The organism is Variovorax sp. S12S4 (assembly GCF_023195515.1).
GTDB lineage: Bacteria > Pseudomonadota > Gammaproteobacteria > Burkholderiales > Burkholderiaceae_C > Variovorax.
Genome location: NZ_JALPKR020000002.1, coordinates 2,321,524 through 2,337,987 on the forward strand (window position 1 = coordinate 2,321,524; position 16,464 = coordinate 2,337,987).

At 68.0% G+C, this 16,464-nt stretch carries 11 protein-coding genes; all 11 read left to right on the forward strand.

Annotated elements, in window-relative coordinates; genetic code table 11:
• The first annotated feature begins 43 nt into the window (after positions 1–43).
• Positions 44–1,654 carry a murein transglycosylase A gene (gene mltA / locus M0765_RS11405; RefSeq protein WP_258503782.1) on the forward strand — a complete coding sequence of 537 codons (1,611 nt, stop codon included), beginning with the start codon at positions 44–46 and terminating at the stop codon, positions 1,652–1,654.
• Between the two features lie 111 nt (positions 1,655–1,765).
• Positions 1,766–2,434 (forward strand): hypothetical protein, encoded by a 669-nt coding sequence (locus M0765_RS11410; RefSeq protein ID WP_258503783.1) that lies wholly within the window; start codon positions 1,766–1,768, stop codon positions 2,432–2,434.
• A gap of 28 nt (positions 2,435–2,462) precedes the next feature.
• Positions 2,463–3,641 carry a hypothetical protein gene (locus tag M0765_RS11415; protein WP_258503784.1) on the forward strand — a complete coding sequence of 393 codons (1,179 nt, stop codon included), beginning with the start codon at positions 2,463–2,465 and terminating at the stop codon, positions 3,639–3,641.
• 122 nt (positions 3,642–3,763) lie between these two features.
• Positions 3,764–5,779 (forward strand): caspase family protein, encoded by a 2,016-nt coding sequence (locus tag M0765_RS11420; RefSeq protein ID WP_258503785.1) that lies wholly within the window; start codon positions 3,764–3,766, stop codon positions 5,777–5,779.
• A 55-nt stretch (positions 5,780–5,834) separates the two neighbouring features.
• Positions 5,835–6,401, forward strand: coding sequence for a type VI secretion system tube protein Hcp (locus M0765_RS11425; RefSeq protein WP_258503786.1), 567 nt, complete (start codon positions 5,835–5,837; stop codon positions 6,399–6,401).
• A 25-nt stretch (positions 6,402–6,426) separates the two neighbouring features.
• On the forward strand, positions 6,427–7,272 hold the full coding sequence (locus tag M0765_RS11430) for a type VI secretion system accessory protein TagJ (RefSeq protein ID WP_258503787.1): 846 nt from the start codon (positions 6,427–6,429) through the stop codon (positions 7,270–7,272).
• The gene (gene tssE, locus M0765_RS11435; RefSeq protein WP_157611784.1) at positions 7,265–7,780 is read left to right on the forward strand and encodes a type VI secretion system baseplate subunit TssE; all 516 of its coding nucleotides are present in this window, start codon (positions 7,265–7,267) and stop codon (positions 7,778–7,780) included. The genes M0765_RS11430 and tssE overlap by 8 nt, the downstream gene beginning before the upstream one ends.
• Before the next feature lie 7 nt (positions 7,781–7,787).
• A complete protein-coding gene (gene tssF / locus M0765_RS11440; RefSeq protein WP_258503788.1) occupies positions 7,788–9,680 on the forward strand; it encodes a type VI secretion system baseplate subunit TssF in 1,893 nt (630 codons plus the stop codon).
• Positions 9,677–10,756: a type VI secretion system baseplate subunit TssG gene (gene tssG, locus M0765_RS11445; protein WP_258503789.1), complete on the forward strand. Its 1,080-nt coding sequence runs from the start codon at positions 9,677–9,679 to the stop codon at positions 10,754–10,756. The genes tssF and tssG overlap by 4 nt, the downstream gene beginning before the upstream one ends.
• A 39-nt stretch (positions 10,757–10,795) precedes the next feature.
• Positions 10,796–13,525: a type VI secretion system ATPase TssH gene (gene tssH / locus M0765_RS11450; protein WP_258503790.1), complete on the forward strand. Its 2,730-nt coding sequence runs from the start codon at positions 10,796–10,798 to the stop codon at positions 13,523–13,525.
• Between the two features lie 43 nt (positions 13,526–13,568).
• A complete protein-coding gene (locus M0765_RS11455) occupies positions 13,569–16,430 on the forward strand; it encodes a type VI secretion system Vgr family protein (RefSeq protein WP_258503791.1) in 2,862 nt (953 codons plus the stop codon).
• Positions 16,431–16,464: the final 34 nt, after the last annotated feature.

Sequence of the window (16,464 nt, forward strand, 5' to 3'; positions counted from 1 at the left end):
GCATTGGCCCGAAGGGGCCGTCTTTCCGGACAAGGAGGCTTTCATGTACACGCAGTCGCCGATTTTCATTTCTTCCGCCCTTCGCTGGGCTGCCGCCGCCGCGGCTGTGTTCGCAGCAGGCTGCGTCAACACGCCGCCGGCAAGCCCCGCTGACGCCAGTGCCAACACCGGGCCAGCTAGCTCCGGCGCCACGGCAAGCGGAGCGCCCGCGGCCGCATCGCGTCCGGCCCCCGTCGGCTCGAGCGTGGCCGGACAGGCGCGCACCTTCTCCACCCAACTGGCCACCTACACGTCGGTGAGCTTCGATGCCGTGCCCGGCTGGGCGCGCGACGATTTCTCGGACAGCTGGCCGGCGTTTCTCGGCAGCTGCAAGGTGCTCACTGGCCGCGGTGCCGAGTGGAAGGACGTGTGCGCGCGCGCCCTCAGGGTCGACAGCAAGAACAGCACGGCCATCCGCGCCTTCTTCGAGCAGGAGTTCTCGGCCTACCAGATCCGCGATGACGACCGCAAGCCCGACGGCGTGGTCACCGGCTACTTCGAGCCCGAGATTGCGGGCAGCCGGCAATACGCGGCGCCCTTCATCTACCCGGTGTACGGCCAGCCCGAAGACATGCTGTTTGCCGACGCGCGCAAGCTGCCGGCCGGCAACGGCACGGTGGCGGCGCGGGTCGAAGGCCGCAACGTGGTGGTGCAGACCGGGCTCAGCACGCGCGATATGGGCGCGCCGGGTCTCTACGCGCTCGACCTCTCGGCCATCACGCGCGACACGCTCGATCGCAAGGTGCGCCTGCGCATCGAGGGCAAGCAGCTGCTGCCGTACTACACGCGCGAAGAAATCGAAACCAAGGGTGCGCCCAACGCCAAGGTGCTGGCCTTCGTGAGCAGCGCCACCGCGCTCTACGAAATGCAGATCCAGGGCTCGGGCCGCATCAAGCTGGCCAACGGCGACATCATTCGCGTGGCCTACGCCGAGCAGAACGGCCAGCCCTTCCGTCCCACGCTGGCGCAGGCGCCCAACGGCAAGCCCCGCAGCCCGGTGAAGGTGCGCGGCTCTTCCATCGAGCTGGACCTGGACGACGGCGATGACGACGAAGACGCCGGCGGCACCTCGACCAACACCATTCGCACGCGCGGCTTCACGCTCGCACGGCCCACCGCCAGCGGCGCCGTCGTGGTGCCGGGGCGGCGCACGGCCGGGCCGGTCATCGGTTCGGGCATCAAGGACCCGAGCTACGTGTTCTTCAAGGAATCGACATCGCCCGCGGGTGGGCCGGTGGGTGCGTTCGGCGTGCCGCTGTCGGCGGGCCGTTCGATTGCGGTGGATCCGCGCAGCACACCGCTCGGCTACCCGGTGTTCGTTTCTACGCGCGCGCCCGGCACCGGCGCGCCGATGCAGCGGCTGACCATTGCGCAGGACACCGGCGGTGCAATCCGCGGCGCGGTGCGGGCCGACTATTTCTTCGGCAACGGCCAGCAAGCCGCCACCAACGCGCGTCGCATGAAGGAGCGCGGTCAGCTCTGGATCCTGCTGCCGCGCGGCCTGGCCGTGGCCTCGGCAGCGGTGTCTTCGGCCATTCGCACGCGCGGCGGTCCGGTGGGCGCCGGCTTGCCGCAATGCCTGGTGCCGACCGAAGGCGTGTGCGTGGACGACTAGCCCGACTGTCTTTCGAATCCTTGTCGTCTCATGCAGGAAACCCTGTCGTCCGCGGAAAGTACGGAGCTCGTCCGCCTCTGGCGGCGTCGGCAGACGCTGTCCTCGAACGACATGGGCACCATGTACCGCATCGTGGGCGATGCGCTGGTGGCCTGCAATCCGCCGGAGCTCCAGGTGCTGGGCGACGGCCGGCAGGAGCTGGTGGCGCAGTTCATCTACGTGAAGGTGCTGCGGCTCGATGCCGACCCCGACGAGGCCGATGAGCGCGCGAGCCACAGCGCGCCTTCCAGCGCCTTTGCGCTGTGCGCCTATTTCAGGCGCTACCTCATCGACTGCACGCGCGCGAGCTCGTTCCGCCGCAAGCTCTCGATCGGCGACCAGGTCACCGAGGCGCAGCTTGAAGACGCTATCGGCTCGGGCGATGACCCGGGCGACTGCCTGGCCGAGCACGGCCTGAGCGCCGGTTCGGTGCAGCAGGCCGCGCGCGCGTTCATTGCCGAGCTGCCCGAGCCCGAGCGCATCCTGCTGTGCGAAGGTTTCGGCAAGGAGGCCGAAGGCGGCTTGTCGGGCATTGCCTCGCGCCACGCCATTGCCTCTTATCACTACCGCGCGGGCCGGCTGGGCCTGGTGCACAAACGCGAAGGGCTCACCGCGGACTATGCCAAGACCCGCCTCGGCGGCTGGATCCAGCAGACGCTGGGCATTGCCATCGAGCCCGACAACATGGCCGCGATCCTGCAGGTTTTCAAAATCCTCGGTGCTGAAGCGTCTTATGCCTGAAGACATAGCCATTCAGGAACAGACCGCCATGAACACCGAACTCTGGCCCCCTCTCAGCGTGATCCGAAGTGCGTTCCAGGCCGGGGGCGCCGCGCCCGCGATGCCCGACGCCCCGGGGCACGAAGCCGGCACGGCCACCGTGGCCATGCCGGGAACGGCACCCCGCGCCGCGCAAGGCACCGCGGCTGCGCCGCCGCGTGCCGTGCTCGACCTTCTGCTTCCGCTGACCGAATTGGCCCGGCGCCGCGAGGCTGTTGCCCAGCGTGCCTTCACGGCGCGCTGGGCGCCGGGCCGCCTTCTGAGCGTGGTGCACGAAGGGCGCCTGCTCGGCGTGCTGCTCGACCGCTGCATCCACGGCAACCTGTGGCAAGGCTGGATGGCCGCGGGCGAGGCGGACTGGGCCGGCGCATACGACGTGCTGCTCGAGCCCGACGACGAGCCCTTCGAGCCCGCCTTCGGATTGATCCAGGCGTGGAACGTTCTCACGCTCGAACCCAGCCCGCAGCTTTGCGCGCGCGTGCTCGGCGAAGTCTCGGCCACGCGGCTGGCAGCGATTCGCGCGGTGCACGACGAGTGGGCTGCGCAAGCGCCGCTGGCCATTGCGCCCGAGCCCGGGCACATCGCATTGCGCACCGTGGGCGGCGTGTTCTCGGTGCTCTCGGGCACGCCTCTGGGCGTGCAAGATCCACGCGCCGACTACCAGGCGCTCTATCGCGATGCCGCATCGCAACTGAGCACCGCCTTGCAGCCGGCTTCGCACGGCGGCAGCGCATCGGCCACGGCACCGGGCACGCCGCGCGCCAGGCCGCAGCCAAGGCCCGATGGCGGCTGGTGGGGCAGCATCCGCCGCTGGTTCGGTGCCGAAGGCTGGGTGCGCCCAGCCTTCGCGGTGCTCGCGCTGGTTGTGGTGGTGCAGAACGTGGGCCTGCCCGGCGGGCGCAACGCCGAGGACGACGAAGTGCGCTTCCGCAGCGTGCCCACCGTGCCGGAGGCCGCGCCAGCAGCGAACCTGGTCGTGCGCTGGAAGGACGGCGTGCGCATCGACGAGGCCGACAGGCTCTTGCACGCGGCGCAGGCCGAGGTGGTCGGCGGGCCGGGTGGGAACGGCGTCTGGCGGCTCCGCGCGGCCGATCCGGTCGGGGGTCTCGCGGTGCTCGCGGCATCGCCGCTGGTCGAGTCGGCCGGTCCCACTCCGGAGCGGCCATGATGTTCAGGCTGCGTGCGCTTTTCTCCCTCCCCGCTGGGGAGGGCAGGGGTGGGGGCATGCGGCGCATCCATCGGGCGCTCTGCCTGCCCCCATCCCAGCCTTCCCCGGAAGGGGAAGGAGCCATGCGATCGCGTTGTTTGCGGCTGCTCTTGTTGCTGGCGCTGCTGGTCTCCGGCACCGCCGCCTTCGCCACCCAACGCGCGCTGCTCGTCGGTGTCTCCGAACTCGTCAACCAGCCGCAGGCGCTATGGCTCCAAGCGCCGCGCAACGACGTGATGCTCATGCGGCAGACCCTGGTGAAACAGGGCTTTGCGCCCACCGATGTCACGGTGCTGGCCGACGGTGTTGCGGGCGCCTCGCTGCCCGAGGCCGAGCGCATCAACGAGGCGTTGGCCCGGCTGCTCGAGCAGTCCCGTCCGGGCGACTTCGTGATGCTCTATTTTTCAGGCCACGGCACGCGGGTGCGCGACAGCACCAAGCGCTACCAGGAACCCGATGGCCTGGCGGAAAACTTTCTGGCGCGCGACGCCCGCGGCACGGATGCGTCCGGCGGCAGCTTGCCGGGCGGCCTGCGCGATGTCGACTTCGACCGCTGGATCCGCGCCTTTCTGGGCAAGAACGTGTTCGTGTGGTCGGTGTTCGACACCTGCTCCGCGGCCTCGATGACGCGCAGCGGCGCCGCACAGCCGCCGGAAGACGCCGGCCCCGCGGACGATGAAGTGCGCTTTCGCGGCGTGCGTGCCGGCCAGCTTGCCGCGAGCGGGCCCGCTGCGGCACCGCCGCCGATGCAGGCGCTGCCCGAGGCTGCGGCCGGCGTGCCCCGCGCGCGCTATGTGGCCTTCTTCGCCTCGGAGAGCCACCAGGTCACGCCCGAACTGCGCTTGCCGCGCAAGGCGCGCAACGCGCGACCCCAGGGCCTGCTGACATGGGCCGTGGCCGAGGCGTTGCAGCAGAAGCCCGCGACCTGGCGCGACCTGTTCAACGGCGTGCTGGACCTGTATCCGCCGGTGATCGAAGAGCTCGAATCGCGCTTTCCCGCGCGCGAGTTGCCGTCGCCGGTGGCGGAGGGAAACCTCGACCTGCCGGTCTTTGCCAATGCCTCGGCCCCTCTTTCCACGCGCCCCGTGTGGCGTGCCGAACGCGCGGGCGGCAGTCTCACGCTCAAGGTCGGCCTGCTCGACGGACTGGAGCCGGGCCAGGAGCTTCGCATCGTCGCCACCCTGGCCGACGGCCTCCAGCGCACGGCGCAGGGCAGGCTGGCGCAAGCCGATCTCGGCAGCGCGCGGCTGGCTGTCTCCCCGGCCTTGGCTGAACTCGCGCAGGCCACGTCATGGAGCGTGACGCCGATGGGCGAGCCGGCCTCGGCGGCATTGCGGGTGCGCAGCGATTCCGCACTGCCCGGCGGGCTCAGCCTCGACTACCCCGCCTCCATCCGCACGGCGGGCGAGGCGCAGGCCGATGTGCGCTGGGTCGACCTTGGCGCGGCCGGCGGCCGGCTGGAGTTGCTGTCTCCCGCATTTGCTGCGGCTGCGGAGGCAGGCTCTGCGTCGTCCGGCATCGTGGTGCGAGACATGGCCGAAGCCCGCGTGCGGCTCCAGGCACTGGCACAGCTCAAGTGGATGTCGCGCCTTGCCGAGCTGGCAAAGGATGGGCGGCTCGACGGTTTCGATGCCGTGCTCGAAGTACGCGACGACAGCCGCGTGCTGCGCAGCGCGAATGTGCGCGACACCGCCGGCGGCGCCTTGCAGCTGCGGCCGGGAGAGCGCGCCGAGCTCATGGTTCGCAACGGTAGCGGCCAGTCGATCGATCTGGTGGTGGTCGGTGTCGATGCGCAGGGCGTCCTGCGGTCCGTCTATCCCGAAGACCAGGGCGAAGCCAATCGCTTCGAACGCGGCACGCGCGAGTCGCCGGCCTCCAAGCGCTTTGCGCTGCCGTGGCTCAAGCCCGGGCGCCCGGCCAGGCTGCTGGTGCTGGCAACGCCGGCCCAGGCACGCAGCGCACCGCGCCTGTTCGGCGCCGGCACCGCGGAAGCATTGACCCACACCGCGGAGCTGCGGGTGCGCGGCCAGCTCACGCCCGAGCGCGAGCGCCAGGTGTACGGCGCCCTGCTGCGCTGGACGAACCCGGCCGCGCCCTGACCTGATCCATCCGCACACATCCACCGAATCACACATCACCGAGAAGGAGAAGCCCATGTCCATGACTTCCAACGGAGTCCCCGATCCCGACGACGCACTGCGCATGCTCGATCTTGCGTTGGGAGGTGCGAGCGGCTGCGACCTCGTCATGCTGATCGAGCACTCGGGCACCCCTATCGAGGGCGAACTGCCGCGCCAGTTCGAGGACGGCAAGCCGCGACTGGAAATTGCCGGCTATTTCTGGGGCGGGCATCAGCACTCGCAGTCGGGCCGCGCCGCGGCGGCGCGCGCGTTGTCGAACTTCATCGTCGTGCGCCGCACCGATGCGGCCACGGCCTCCATCGCGAGCCTGCTGCGAGTCAATGCGGAAGCCGGCAAGGTGGTTGTGAGCGTCTACAAGTCGGGCGGGGACGTTAAGTCGACCGAGGCCCAGGCCATGCTGGAGTTCACCATGGAGAAGGTGCGGGTGACCAGCCACATGTTGCTCACCAACAGCGTGCTGGGCGTGCCGACCGAAATCATCAGCTTCGCATTCAGGCGCTTCAGCATCCGCTCGGCACCGCAAAAGGAGGCGGGCGCGCGCGGCGCGGTGCGCGAGTGCGTGTTCGAGTCCGCCGAGTGATCGAAACCAACCGGGGCCCCACACCATGACCGCATCCGAACTGCTGAAGGCCGCCGATCCGGTGGCCGCGCTCAAGGCACTGAGCGACGAAGTGCGCGCCAAGCCGTCCGACAGCAAGCACCGCGTCTTCATGGCGCAGTTGCTCTGCGTGCTGGGCCAATGGGAGCGCGCGCTCAACCAGCTCACCGTGGCGGCCGAGCTCGACGCGCTGGCCGTGCCGATGAAGCAGGTGTATGGCGAGGCCGTGCGCTGCGAGGGCCTGCGGGCCGAAGTGTTCGCGGGCAAGCGCACGCCCATGGTGTTCGGCCAGCCGGACGAATGGCTGGCGCTGCTGATCGAATCGCTGCTGCGCCAGGGCCGCGGTGAAGACGGCATGGCCGAAGACCTGCGCCAGCGCGCCTTCGACGCCGCACCGGCCATCGGCGGCACCATCGACGGCGCACCCTTCGAATGGCTGGCCGATGCCGACATGCGCCTCGGCCCGGTGCTCGAAGCTTTCGTCAACGGCAAGTACTACTGGATTCCCTATGTGCGGCTCGCGCACGTCAAGATCGAGCCGCCCGAAGACCTGCGCGATTGCGTCTGGATGCCCGCGCACCTGCAGTTCGAAAACGGCGGCGAGACGCTTGCGCTGATTCCGACGCGCTACGAGGGCAGCGAGAAAAGCGAAGACGGCGAGCTGCAGCTCGCACGCAAGACCGAGTGGCGCGAACTGCGTCCCGAGGTGTGGATCGGCAGCGGCCAGCGCGTGCTGGGCAGCGACGCCGGCGAGTACGCGCTGATGGACGTGCGCGAGATCCTGTTCACGCCGGGCGCCAGCGCCGCCGCCGCGGAGGCCGGCACGCCTGCCGAGGACGGCACCGATGGCTGAACTCACCGCGCAGGAGCGGCTGCAGCCGTCGCTGCTCGACCGCCTCGTCGACCATGCACCCGACGAGAAGCGCGAGAGCGACGACAAGCGCACGCTCACCAAGCAGGCGCTGCGCCAAGCGGTGCTGCGCGACCTCGGATGGCTTTTCAATGCCACCAGCTACGGCCTTGCCATGGACGACAAGCGCTTTCCCAATGCGGCGCGCTCCGTCATCAATTACGGATTGCCTATGCTGTCTGGCCAGTACACCTCGTCGGTGCAGCGTGTCAGCATGGAGCAGGCTTTGAAGAACGCAATCCTGCAGTTCGAGCCACGCATCCTGTCCCGCACTCTCGAAGTTGAACTCGTCATGGAAGGCTCGGCATTGGACTCCCACAACAGCATCGGCCTGCAGATCCGCGGCATGCTGTGGGCGCAGCCCGTGCCGCTCGAGTTCCTGATGCGCAGCCGCGTCGACCTGGAAGAAGGCCGCATAGAGATCGTGGACATGGCGCAATCCCAGAGGTAAGTCCGCCATGGACCCCAGGTTGCTGAACCTGTATGAACAGGAACTGCGCTACTTCCGCGAAAGCTCTTCGGAGTTTGCGCGCGCCTTTCCGAAGATTGCGCATCGCCTGGGCATTGAAGGTCAGGAGGTTGCCGACCCGTATGTCGAGCGGCTGATCGAGGCCACCGCATTTCTCTCGGCACGCGTGGGGCTGAAGCTCGATGCCGAATACCCGCGCTTCACGGGGCATCTGCTCGACATCGTCTATCCGCACTTCCTGGCGCCCACGCCGGCCATGGCCATTGTGTCGGTGGTGCCGGACGCCGACGACGCCAAGCTTGCCACCGGCCCGACGCTGCCGCGCGGCAGCGGGCTGCGCGCGCGGCAGGCGGTGGGGCAGAACACGCATTGCGAATTCCGCACGGCCAGTGCCCTGCGCGTCTGGCCCATCGAAATTCTGCGGGCCCAGTACTTCACCTATGCGCCGGACCTGCCGCTGAATGCGCACCCGCAGTCGCGCGCGATTCGCGGCGGGTTGCGCATTGCGCTGCGCGCCACGGCGGGGCTGAACTTCAGCCAGATCGCCATGGACGAGCTGCTGCTGCACTTCGGCGGCGCCGAAGACGTGGCGTGGCAACTGCACGAATGCGCGCTGGGCCAGCCCGTGGGCGTGCTGGTGCGGCCGATGGCGCCCGGCGGCGCAATGCAGGGCGCGATGAAGACGCTGCCCGGCAGCGCCATCCAGCCGGTGGGCTTCGAGGAAGACGAGGCGCTGCTGCCGGTCACGGCCACCGGCTTCTCGGGCTTCAGGCTGCTGCAGGAGTACTTCGCGTTTCCGCAGCGATTCCAGTTCGCCCGCATCGGCGGCCTGCAGCCGCTGCTGGCGGACATGGCCGTGACGGAAGTCGAGGTCGTGCTGCTCTTCTCGCGCGGCGATGCGGCGCTCGAAAAACTGGTGAGTGCGGACAACGTGCAGCTGCATTGCGTGCCGGTGGCCAACCTCTTCAGCAAGCGGCTCGACCGCGTACCCGTGTCGGAAGGCGTGAGCCAGTTCCACCTGGTGCCCGACCGCACGCGCCCGCAGGATTTTGAAGTGCACACGGTGACCGAGGTCACCGGGCACGGCGCACCCGGCACGGCGGAAGTGGCCGCCGAACAGTCGTTTCGCCCGTTCTATTCGGCCTTTCATGGCAGCCGCCATGCGCACCCGGCCTACTACACGACCACGCGCGAGCCGCGCATGCTCTCTGTGCGCCAGCGCACCGAGGGGCACCGCAGCAGCCATATCGGCTCCGAGGTGTACATGCAGATCGTCGATCCGCAGCAGGCGCCGTATTCGACCGCGCTGCGCCAGCTGGCGGTGACGGCGCTGTGCACCAACCGCGACTTGCCGCTCCTGATGCCGCTGGGCCGCGACAACGATTTCGATTGCATCGACTCTTTTCCAGCGCAGCGCGTGCGAATGGTGCGCGGGCCTTCGCGGCCGGTGTCGCCCGTGGTCAGCCAGGGCCTCGGTTGGCGCGTGGTCGACCACCTGGCGCTCAACTACCTGTCGCTCTCGGACAGCACGCCCGAGCAGGGCGCCGCCGCATTGCGAGAAACCTTGATGCTCTACGCCGCGCACGCGGATGAAATGCGCCAGGGCCAGGTGCGCGGCCTGTTGTCGGTGAAGAGCAAGCCCGTGGCGCGCAGGCTGCCGCTGCCCGGCCCGATCGCGTTCGGCCGCGGTCTCGAAGTGACGCTCGAGGTCGACAAGGATGCGTTCCACGGCCACAGCGTCTTTCTTTTTGGCGCCGTGATGGCGCGCTACCTGGCGCGCCACGTGGAGGTCAACCACTTTGTCGAGGCCGTGCTGCGTATTGCGGGCAAGGGCGAAATCATGCGCTGGAGGCCGCTGTGCGGGACACGCCAGATTCTGTGAGCGCCGCCCAGGGCGGGTCCGTCGGCGCGCGCGTGGACAACGCGCTGCGCGAGTGGTCGGCCGAGCCCTGGGCCTTCGACTACTTTGCGGTGCTGCGGCGGCTGGAATCGATTGCCGCAACCACGCCGCGCTGGGGCCGCGCGCTGTTGCCGAATGCGGAGCCGGTGCGCGTGGGGCAGGAGCCTTCGCTTTCGTTTGCGCCCGCCAGCTTCAGCCGCTTCGAGCCCGCCACCGCCTATTCACCGCCGCGCCTGCGCCAGCATTTCTTCAGCTACATCGGCCCCAACGGCCCGCTGCCGGTGCACCTGAGCGACTTCATTCGCGAGCGCAGCATCAACCAGGGCGACCCGACGTGGCTGGCTTTCCTGGACAGCTTCTCGCATCGTTTCTCGCTGCACTTCTACCGGGCGTGGGCGCAGTCGCGGCCGGCCGTGGCGCTCGACCGGCCGAACGAAGACAGGTTCAGGCTGCAGGTCGGTGCGCTGGTCGGCATCGGCGCGCCGGGGCGCATCGGGCGCGACGAGGTGCACGACGACGCGCGCCTGCATTTTTCAGGCTGGCTGGCGCGGCGCGTGCACAACGTGGAAGGCGTGGAGTCGGTGCTGTGCCGCTACTTCGGCGTGCCGGTCAAGCTGGAGCGCTGGGTCGGCCACTGGATGAGCCTGCCGACCGGCGAGCTCACGCGGCTTGGCCAGGGCGAGACCTCGCGCTCCATGGGCATGGGCGCCATGCTCGGCACGCGCGCGTGGGACCGGCAGCACCGCGTGCGGCTGCACGTGGGCCCGCTCACGCTCGACCAGTACCGCATGTTTCTTCCCATCGGCGATGCGCAGCCCGTGCTGCAGCGCTGGATGCAGCAGCTGCTCGGCGACGAGCTCGAGTGGGACGCGCAGCTTGCACTGCAAGGCGCGCAGGTGCCGCCCACGCGGCTGGGCCAGGCGAAGGGCAATGCGCCGCGCCTCGGATGGATTGCGTGGCTCGGACAAAGGCCGCGCTCGCGCGACGCGGCCGACGTGCGCATTGCAAGCCAGCCGGCCGGCGCGAACCAGCGGCCGCACGCGCTTCCACTTCAATAAACCCATCTTCATTCGTCTTGAAGAGATACGGAGTTCTCCATGAGTGAAATCAGCCGCACCGCCCTTTTCGGCAAGCTCAACTCGCTGGCCTACAAAGCCATCGAAGGCGCCACGGTGTTCTGCAAGATGCGGGGCAATCCGTATGTGGAGCTGGAGCACTGGTTCGCCCAGCTGTTGCAGGCGCAGGACTCGGACCTGCACCGCGTGATCCAGCACTACGGGCTCGACGTGTCGGTGATTGCCAAGGACCTGACGGCCGCGCTCGACCGCCTGCCGCGCGGAGCCACTGCCATCAGCGACTTTTCTCCACACATCGAGAACGCCATCGAGCGAGCCTGGACCTACGCCACGCTGCAGTTCGGCGAGGCGCAGGTGCGCACCGGCTACATCCTGGTGGGCATGCTCAAGACGCAGAGCCTGCGCAATCCGCTCTTCGGCCTGTCCAAGCAGTTCGAGAGGGTCAAGGTCGAAGACCTGGCCGACAACTTCGTGAAGATCTGCGACACCTCGCCCGAATCGCAGATGCGCGCGCAAGACGGCACCGGCATGGGCAGCGGCGCACCGGGCGAAGACTCGGGCGCCATGGCGCCCGCTGCCATGGGCAAGGGCGATGCCCTCAAGAAATTTGCTGTCGACCTGACCGAGAAGGCCAAGAAGGGAGAAATGGACCCGGTGACCGGGCGCGACGAAGAAATCCGCCAGATCGTCGACATCCTGATGCGCCGCCGCCAGAACAACCCGCTGCTCACCGGCGAGGCCGGCGTCGGCAAGACCGCGGTGGTCGAAGGCTTTGCGCAGCGCCTTGCGCGCGGCGACGTGCCCCCGCAGCTGAAGGACGTGAAGCTGCTCACGCTCGACATCGGCCTGTTGCAGGCCGGCGCCAGCATGAAGGGCGAGTTCGAGCAGCGCCTGCGCCAGGTGATCGACGAGGTGCAGAGCTCGCCGACTCCCATCATTCTTTTCATCGACGAGATCCACACGCTGGTGGGCGCGGGCGGCGCAGCCGGCACTGGCGACGCGGCCAACCTGCTGAAGCCGGCATTGGCGCGCGGCAATCTGCGCACCATCGGCGCCACCACCTGGGCCGAGTACAAAAAGTACATCGAGAAAGACCCGGCGCTCACGCGGCGCTTTCAGGTGGTGCAGGTGCCCGAGCCCGACGAGGTGAAGGCCATCCTGATGCTGCGCGGCGTGGCCAGCGTGCTTGAGAAGCACCACCGCGTGCAGCTGCTCGACGAGGCCATCGAAGCGGCCGTGAAGCTGAGCCACCGCTACATCCCCGCACGCCAGTTGCCCGACAAGGCCGTGAGCCTGCTCGACACCGCCTGCGCACGCGTGGCGGTGTCGCAGCACGCCACGCCGCCCGAGGTGGAAGACTGCATGCGCCGTATCGAGGGGCTCACGGTCGAGCAGGAGATCATCGGCCGCGAGGCCACCATCGGCATCGACGTGACCAAGCGCTCGGCGCAGGCGGAGGCGCTGCTGGTCGAGTCGAAGCTGCAGCTCGAAGGATTGAATGCGCGCTGGCAGGAAGAAAAAGGGCTGGTCGACCGGCTGCTCGAACTGCGTGCGAAATTGCGGGCAGGGAACAAGCCGGTGGATGCTGCACCGGCCAATGGCGAGGCCAATGCCGACGTGCCCCCACCCCAGCCCTCCCCCAGCGGGAGAGGGAGCGAAGACCGGGCCGCGCTGCTCGAAGAGCTGCATGCGCTGCAGGCAAAGATCCATGCGGTGCAGGGCGAATCGCCGCTCATCCTGCCTTCGGTCGACGAGCAGGCCGTGGCGTCGGTGGTGGCGGACTGGACGGGCATTCCCGTCGGCCGCATGGTGAAGAACGAAGTCGAAGCCGTGCTGAAGCTCGCGGACACGCTCAACCAGCGCGTCATCGGCCAGAAGCACGGCCTGGAAATGATCGCGCGCCGCATTCAAACGTCTCGCGCGCGGCTCGACAACCCGCAAAAACCCATCGGCGTGTTCATGCTGTGCGGCACCTCGGGCGTGGGCAAGACCGAGACCGCGCTGGCACTGGCCGAGGCGCTGTACGGCGGCGAGCAGAACATCATCACCATCAACATGAGCGAGTTCCAGGAGGCGCACACCGTCTCCACGCTCAAGGGCGCGCCGCCCGGCTACGTAGGGTATGGCGAGGGCGGCATCCTGACCGAAGCCGTGCGCCGCCGGCCCTACAGCGTGGTGCTGCTCGACGAGGTCGAAAAGGCCCACCCCGACGTGCACGAGATCTTCTTCCAGGTCTTCGACAAGGGCTGGATGGAAGACGGCGAGGGCCGCATGATCGATTTCAAGAACACGATCATCCTGCTCACCACCAATGCCGGCAGCGAGCTGGTGATGAGCATGTGCCGCGACCCCGAGCTGCTGCCCGACTCGAACGCGCTGGCCGATGCGCTCAAGGCGCCGCTCATGAAGGTGTTTCCGCCCGCGCTCTTGGGCCGCATCGTCACCATTCCCTACTACCCGCTGTCGCCCGAGATGATGAAGAAGATCGTGCGGCTGCAACTGGGCCGCATCAAGAAGCGGGTGGAAACCAACCACGGCGTGCCCTTCGAATACAGCGACGCGGTGGTCGACCAGGTGGTTGCGCGTTGCCAGGACCCGGAGTCCGGCGGGCGCGTGATCGACGCGATCCTGACCAACACCGTGCTGCCGACGATTTCGGTCGAGTACCTGCAGCGCCTGGCGTCGGGCGGTGAAATTCGCCGCGTGGCGCTGGATGTGAAGGACGCCGACTTTACCTACGCCTTCGACTAGCGCGCAGCAGCGCCCGACGCCACGCCTGAAGAGAACACAACACATGTCGCATGATTTCCGCATCGAGAGCGAGTCGCCCGCCAAGGACGACCTCATGTTCTGGTCCATCGCCGGCCACGAGGCGCTGGCAAGGGCCTCGACCTACGAGCTCACGGTGCTTTCGGAGAATGCCTTCATCGACGCCAAGGACATCCTCGGCCATGCCTTCGACGTGGTGATCGATTTCTCCGATGCCGACGGGGCCACGCACGAGCGCCATTGCCAGGGACATGCGGTGCGCTTTACCCGTGGGCAGCAGTTGGGGCGCTACTTTCGCTACCAGATACGGCTGCGTTCGTGGTTCTGGCTGCTGACCAAGCGCACCAACTCGCGCATCCTTCAGGACAAGCCGGTGCTCGGAATCCTGGATGCAGTGTTCGAGGACAGCCCGATCAAGCGCTTCAAGAAGACGCGCACCGACAACGTGGTGGGCACGCACCCGGCCCGCCGCTATTGCGTGCAGTTCCAGGAGAGCGACTACAACTATCTCTCGCGTCTCCTGGAGGCCGAAGGCATCTACTACTGGTTCGATGCCCACGATGCGCCCGGCACGATGCACCTGTCCGACGCGAGCGGCATTGCCCACGAGAAGCTTGCAGCAGAGGCCAAGCTGCGCTTTGCATCCCCGGACGTGAGCGAGGCGCGCTTCAACGAAATCAGCGAATGGATCGATGTGCGCCGCTTCGACAGCGGCAAGTACGCCTCGCGCGACGTCGACTACAAGGCGATCAAGAAGCCGCTGAGCGTGGACGTCGACGTGCAGGAAAAGCACGAACTCTCGGACCTCGAAGTATTCGAATACCCGGGCAACTATTTCACCGGAGAAGAGGTGGACGCCGCGGTCAAGGTGCACCTGGAGGAGTTCGACGGGCGCCGCGAGCGGCACTGGGGCCTTACCTCCTGGCCCGACGTTGCGGCAGGGCGAAGCTTCGACTTCGAGGGCGACCGGGGCGGCCTGCGTGACGGCGAGTACGTCATCGGCGGCTGCGTGTTCGTGGCCAGCCATCGGGGCTACGAAGGCGCCAGTGACGACGCAGAGTCGCAATCGGCCGCGGCGCTGCTGTCGGAGGCGATCCTCGACGACGCCGTCAATGCCGACGTGATGGCCGCCTTCACGGAGCTCCTGGAGCGGCAACCGTCGCTGCGAACCGGGGCACGGGGTGCCAGCGCCTTCCTGATTACTGCGTTGCCGGTCGAGCGCACGTTCCGCCCGCCCCGGCTGACGCCGCGCGTGACGATGCCGGGCCCGCAGAGCGCCATCGTCTGCGGCCCCGAAGGCGAGGAGCTCCATGTGGACGAGGGCCGCGTGATGGTCCACTTCCATTGGGACCGCTACAACGACGGAGACGGCAAGGCCACCTGCTGGATACGCTGCTCGCAACCCTGGGCCGGCAAGGGCTGGGGCGGCTACTTCACGCCGCGCATCGGGCAAGAGGTGATCGTCGAGTTCATGAACGGCGACCCGGACCGGCCCGTCATCACCGGCCGCGTCTACAACGACGACCAGCCCATTCCGTACAAGTCGCCCACGCAGAGCGGATTCAAGACCCGCTCCACGCCGGGCGGCGGGCCCGCGAACTACAACGAGATCATGTTCGAGGACAAGAAGGGGCACGAGCTCCTCAACATCCACGCCGAAAAGAACATGGCGACCACGGTGGAGAACGACGATTCCGGCCACGTGATGCGCGACCAGAGCCTGACCGTCGATCGCCACCGCACGATCATGGTGAAGGGCAAGGAAGAGCACACGGTCATGAAGACGCAGATGAACCACGTGGTTCAGGCGCAGACCAACAAGTTCGACGCCGACACCTTCACCACCACGCTGGGCAACCAGACCGTCGGCACCAAGGGAAAGCAGGACACGGTGGTGAACGGCGCCGTCACTTCGCACACCAACAGCACCTACACGCTGACCACCGTAGGCGCGTTCTCGCAGACCTCGGCATCGATGACCGTCAATTCGGTGGGCGCGGTTGCACTGACCTCGGGCGCGAACATCGCAATAAGTTCAGTGGGCGAGCTGAAGCTGGCGACCAACGCGGACCGCGTGGACGCGAGCGTCGGCGCGCACAGCATCTTCGCCAACTCGATCAAGGCGGTGTCGAATTCGAACCTCGAGATGTTCGCCGTGGGCAACATCAACGCCACGTCGAACGGCTCCAACACCACTGTGCTGGGGCCCAACTCCAGCGGCTATATCGGCGTCAACAGCGAAGCCAACATGGGCATGGCGCGCTCGACCTTCATGGGGCTGTCGATCGACACGATGATGGGCCTGAGCATGGCTTCGTGCCTGGCGCTGCAAATGGAGACGGCGGCGGCGCTCAAGCTCGGCTTTGCAGGCGTGGACCTGAGCATCTCGCCTGTCGATGTGGAGCAGCGCGCGGCCAAGGTCATCATGCCCGGCGGCGGTGCGGGCGCGGGAGCCGGCGGGGCGTTTGCCATGGGCGCGTCCATCGGCGCGGCAATCGGCGCGGTCGCCTATTCGATCGCGGCCGCCTACACCGACATCAAGGCCACCAACCAGCAGTACACGGACGCAGCGGCCGCGCTCGAAGAAGCCGCAACGCAGGCGAAGAACCTCGGGCTGCACGGCATGGCATCGCGCCTCAACGCAGCCAAGGGAATCGCCGAAGCGCGCAGGGACAACGGCTGGGCCAACCCCGACAACATTCGCCTGCATTCGGCGCCGGCCGACAAGGCGGCGCAGTACACGAACGACAAGCAGCTGGGCGCGCCGCCCGATGCAGTTGCGGACAGCGGCTCGAAGATAGCCGCGGGCTCGTCGAAGATGCCCACCGCGGCGCCCCAGCCGGCCGCCTCGAAGGGGCTGCCCACGCCGCCGGCCTCGGCCGACTGAGCGCCGCTTCGCACACCGCGCCCAGGACACCACC

Coding starts and splice junctions, on each gene's coding strand:
- mltA (WP_258503782.1), top strand. CDS start 44: ATGTACACGCAGTCGCCGATTTTCATTTCTTCCGCCCTTCGCTGGGCT.
- M0765_RS11410 (WP_258503783.1), top strand. CDS start 1,766: ATGGGCACCATGTACCGCATCGTGGGCGATGCGCTGGTGGCCTGCAAT.
- M0765_RS11415 (WP_258503784.1), top strand. CDS start 2,463: ATGAACACCGAACTCTGGCCCCCTCTCAGCGTGATCCGAAGTGCGTTC.
- M0765_RS11420 (WP_258503785.1), top strand. CDS start 3,764: ATGCGATCGCGTTGTTTGCGGCTGCTCTTGTTGCTGGCGCTGCTGGTC.
- M0765_RS11425 (WP_258503786.1), top strand. CDS start 5,835: ATGTCCATGACTTCCAACGGAGTCCCCGATCCCGACGACGCACTGCGC.
- M0765_RS11430 (WP_258503787.1), top strand. CDS start 6,427: ATGACCGCATCCGAACTGCTGAAGGCCGCCGATCCGGTGGCCGCGCTC.
- tssE (WP_157611784.1), top strand. CDS start 7,265: ATGGCTGAACTCACCGCGCAGGAGCGGCTGCAGCCGTCGCTGCTCGAC.
- tssF (WP_258503788.1), top strand. CDS start 7,788: ATGGACCCCAGGTTGCTGAACCTGTATGAACAGGAACTGCGCTACTTC.
- tssH (WP_258503790.1), top strand. CDS start 10,796: ATGAGTGAAATCAGCCGCACCGCCCTTTTCGGCAAGCTCAACTCGCTG.
- M0765_RS11455 (WP_258503791.1), top strand. CDS start 13,569: ATGTCGCATGATTTCCGCATCGAGAGCGAGTCGCCCGCCAAGGACGAC.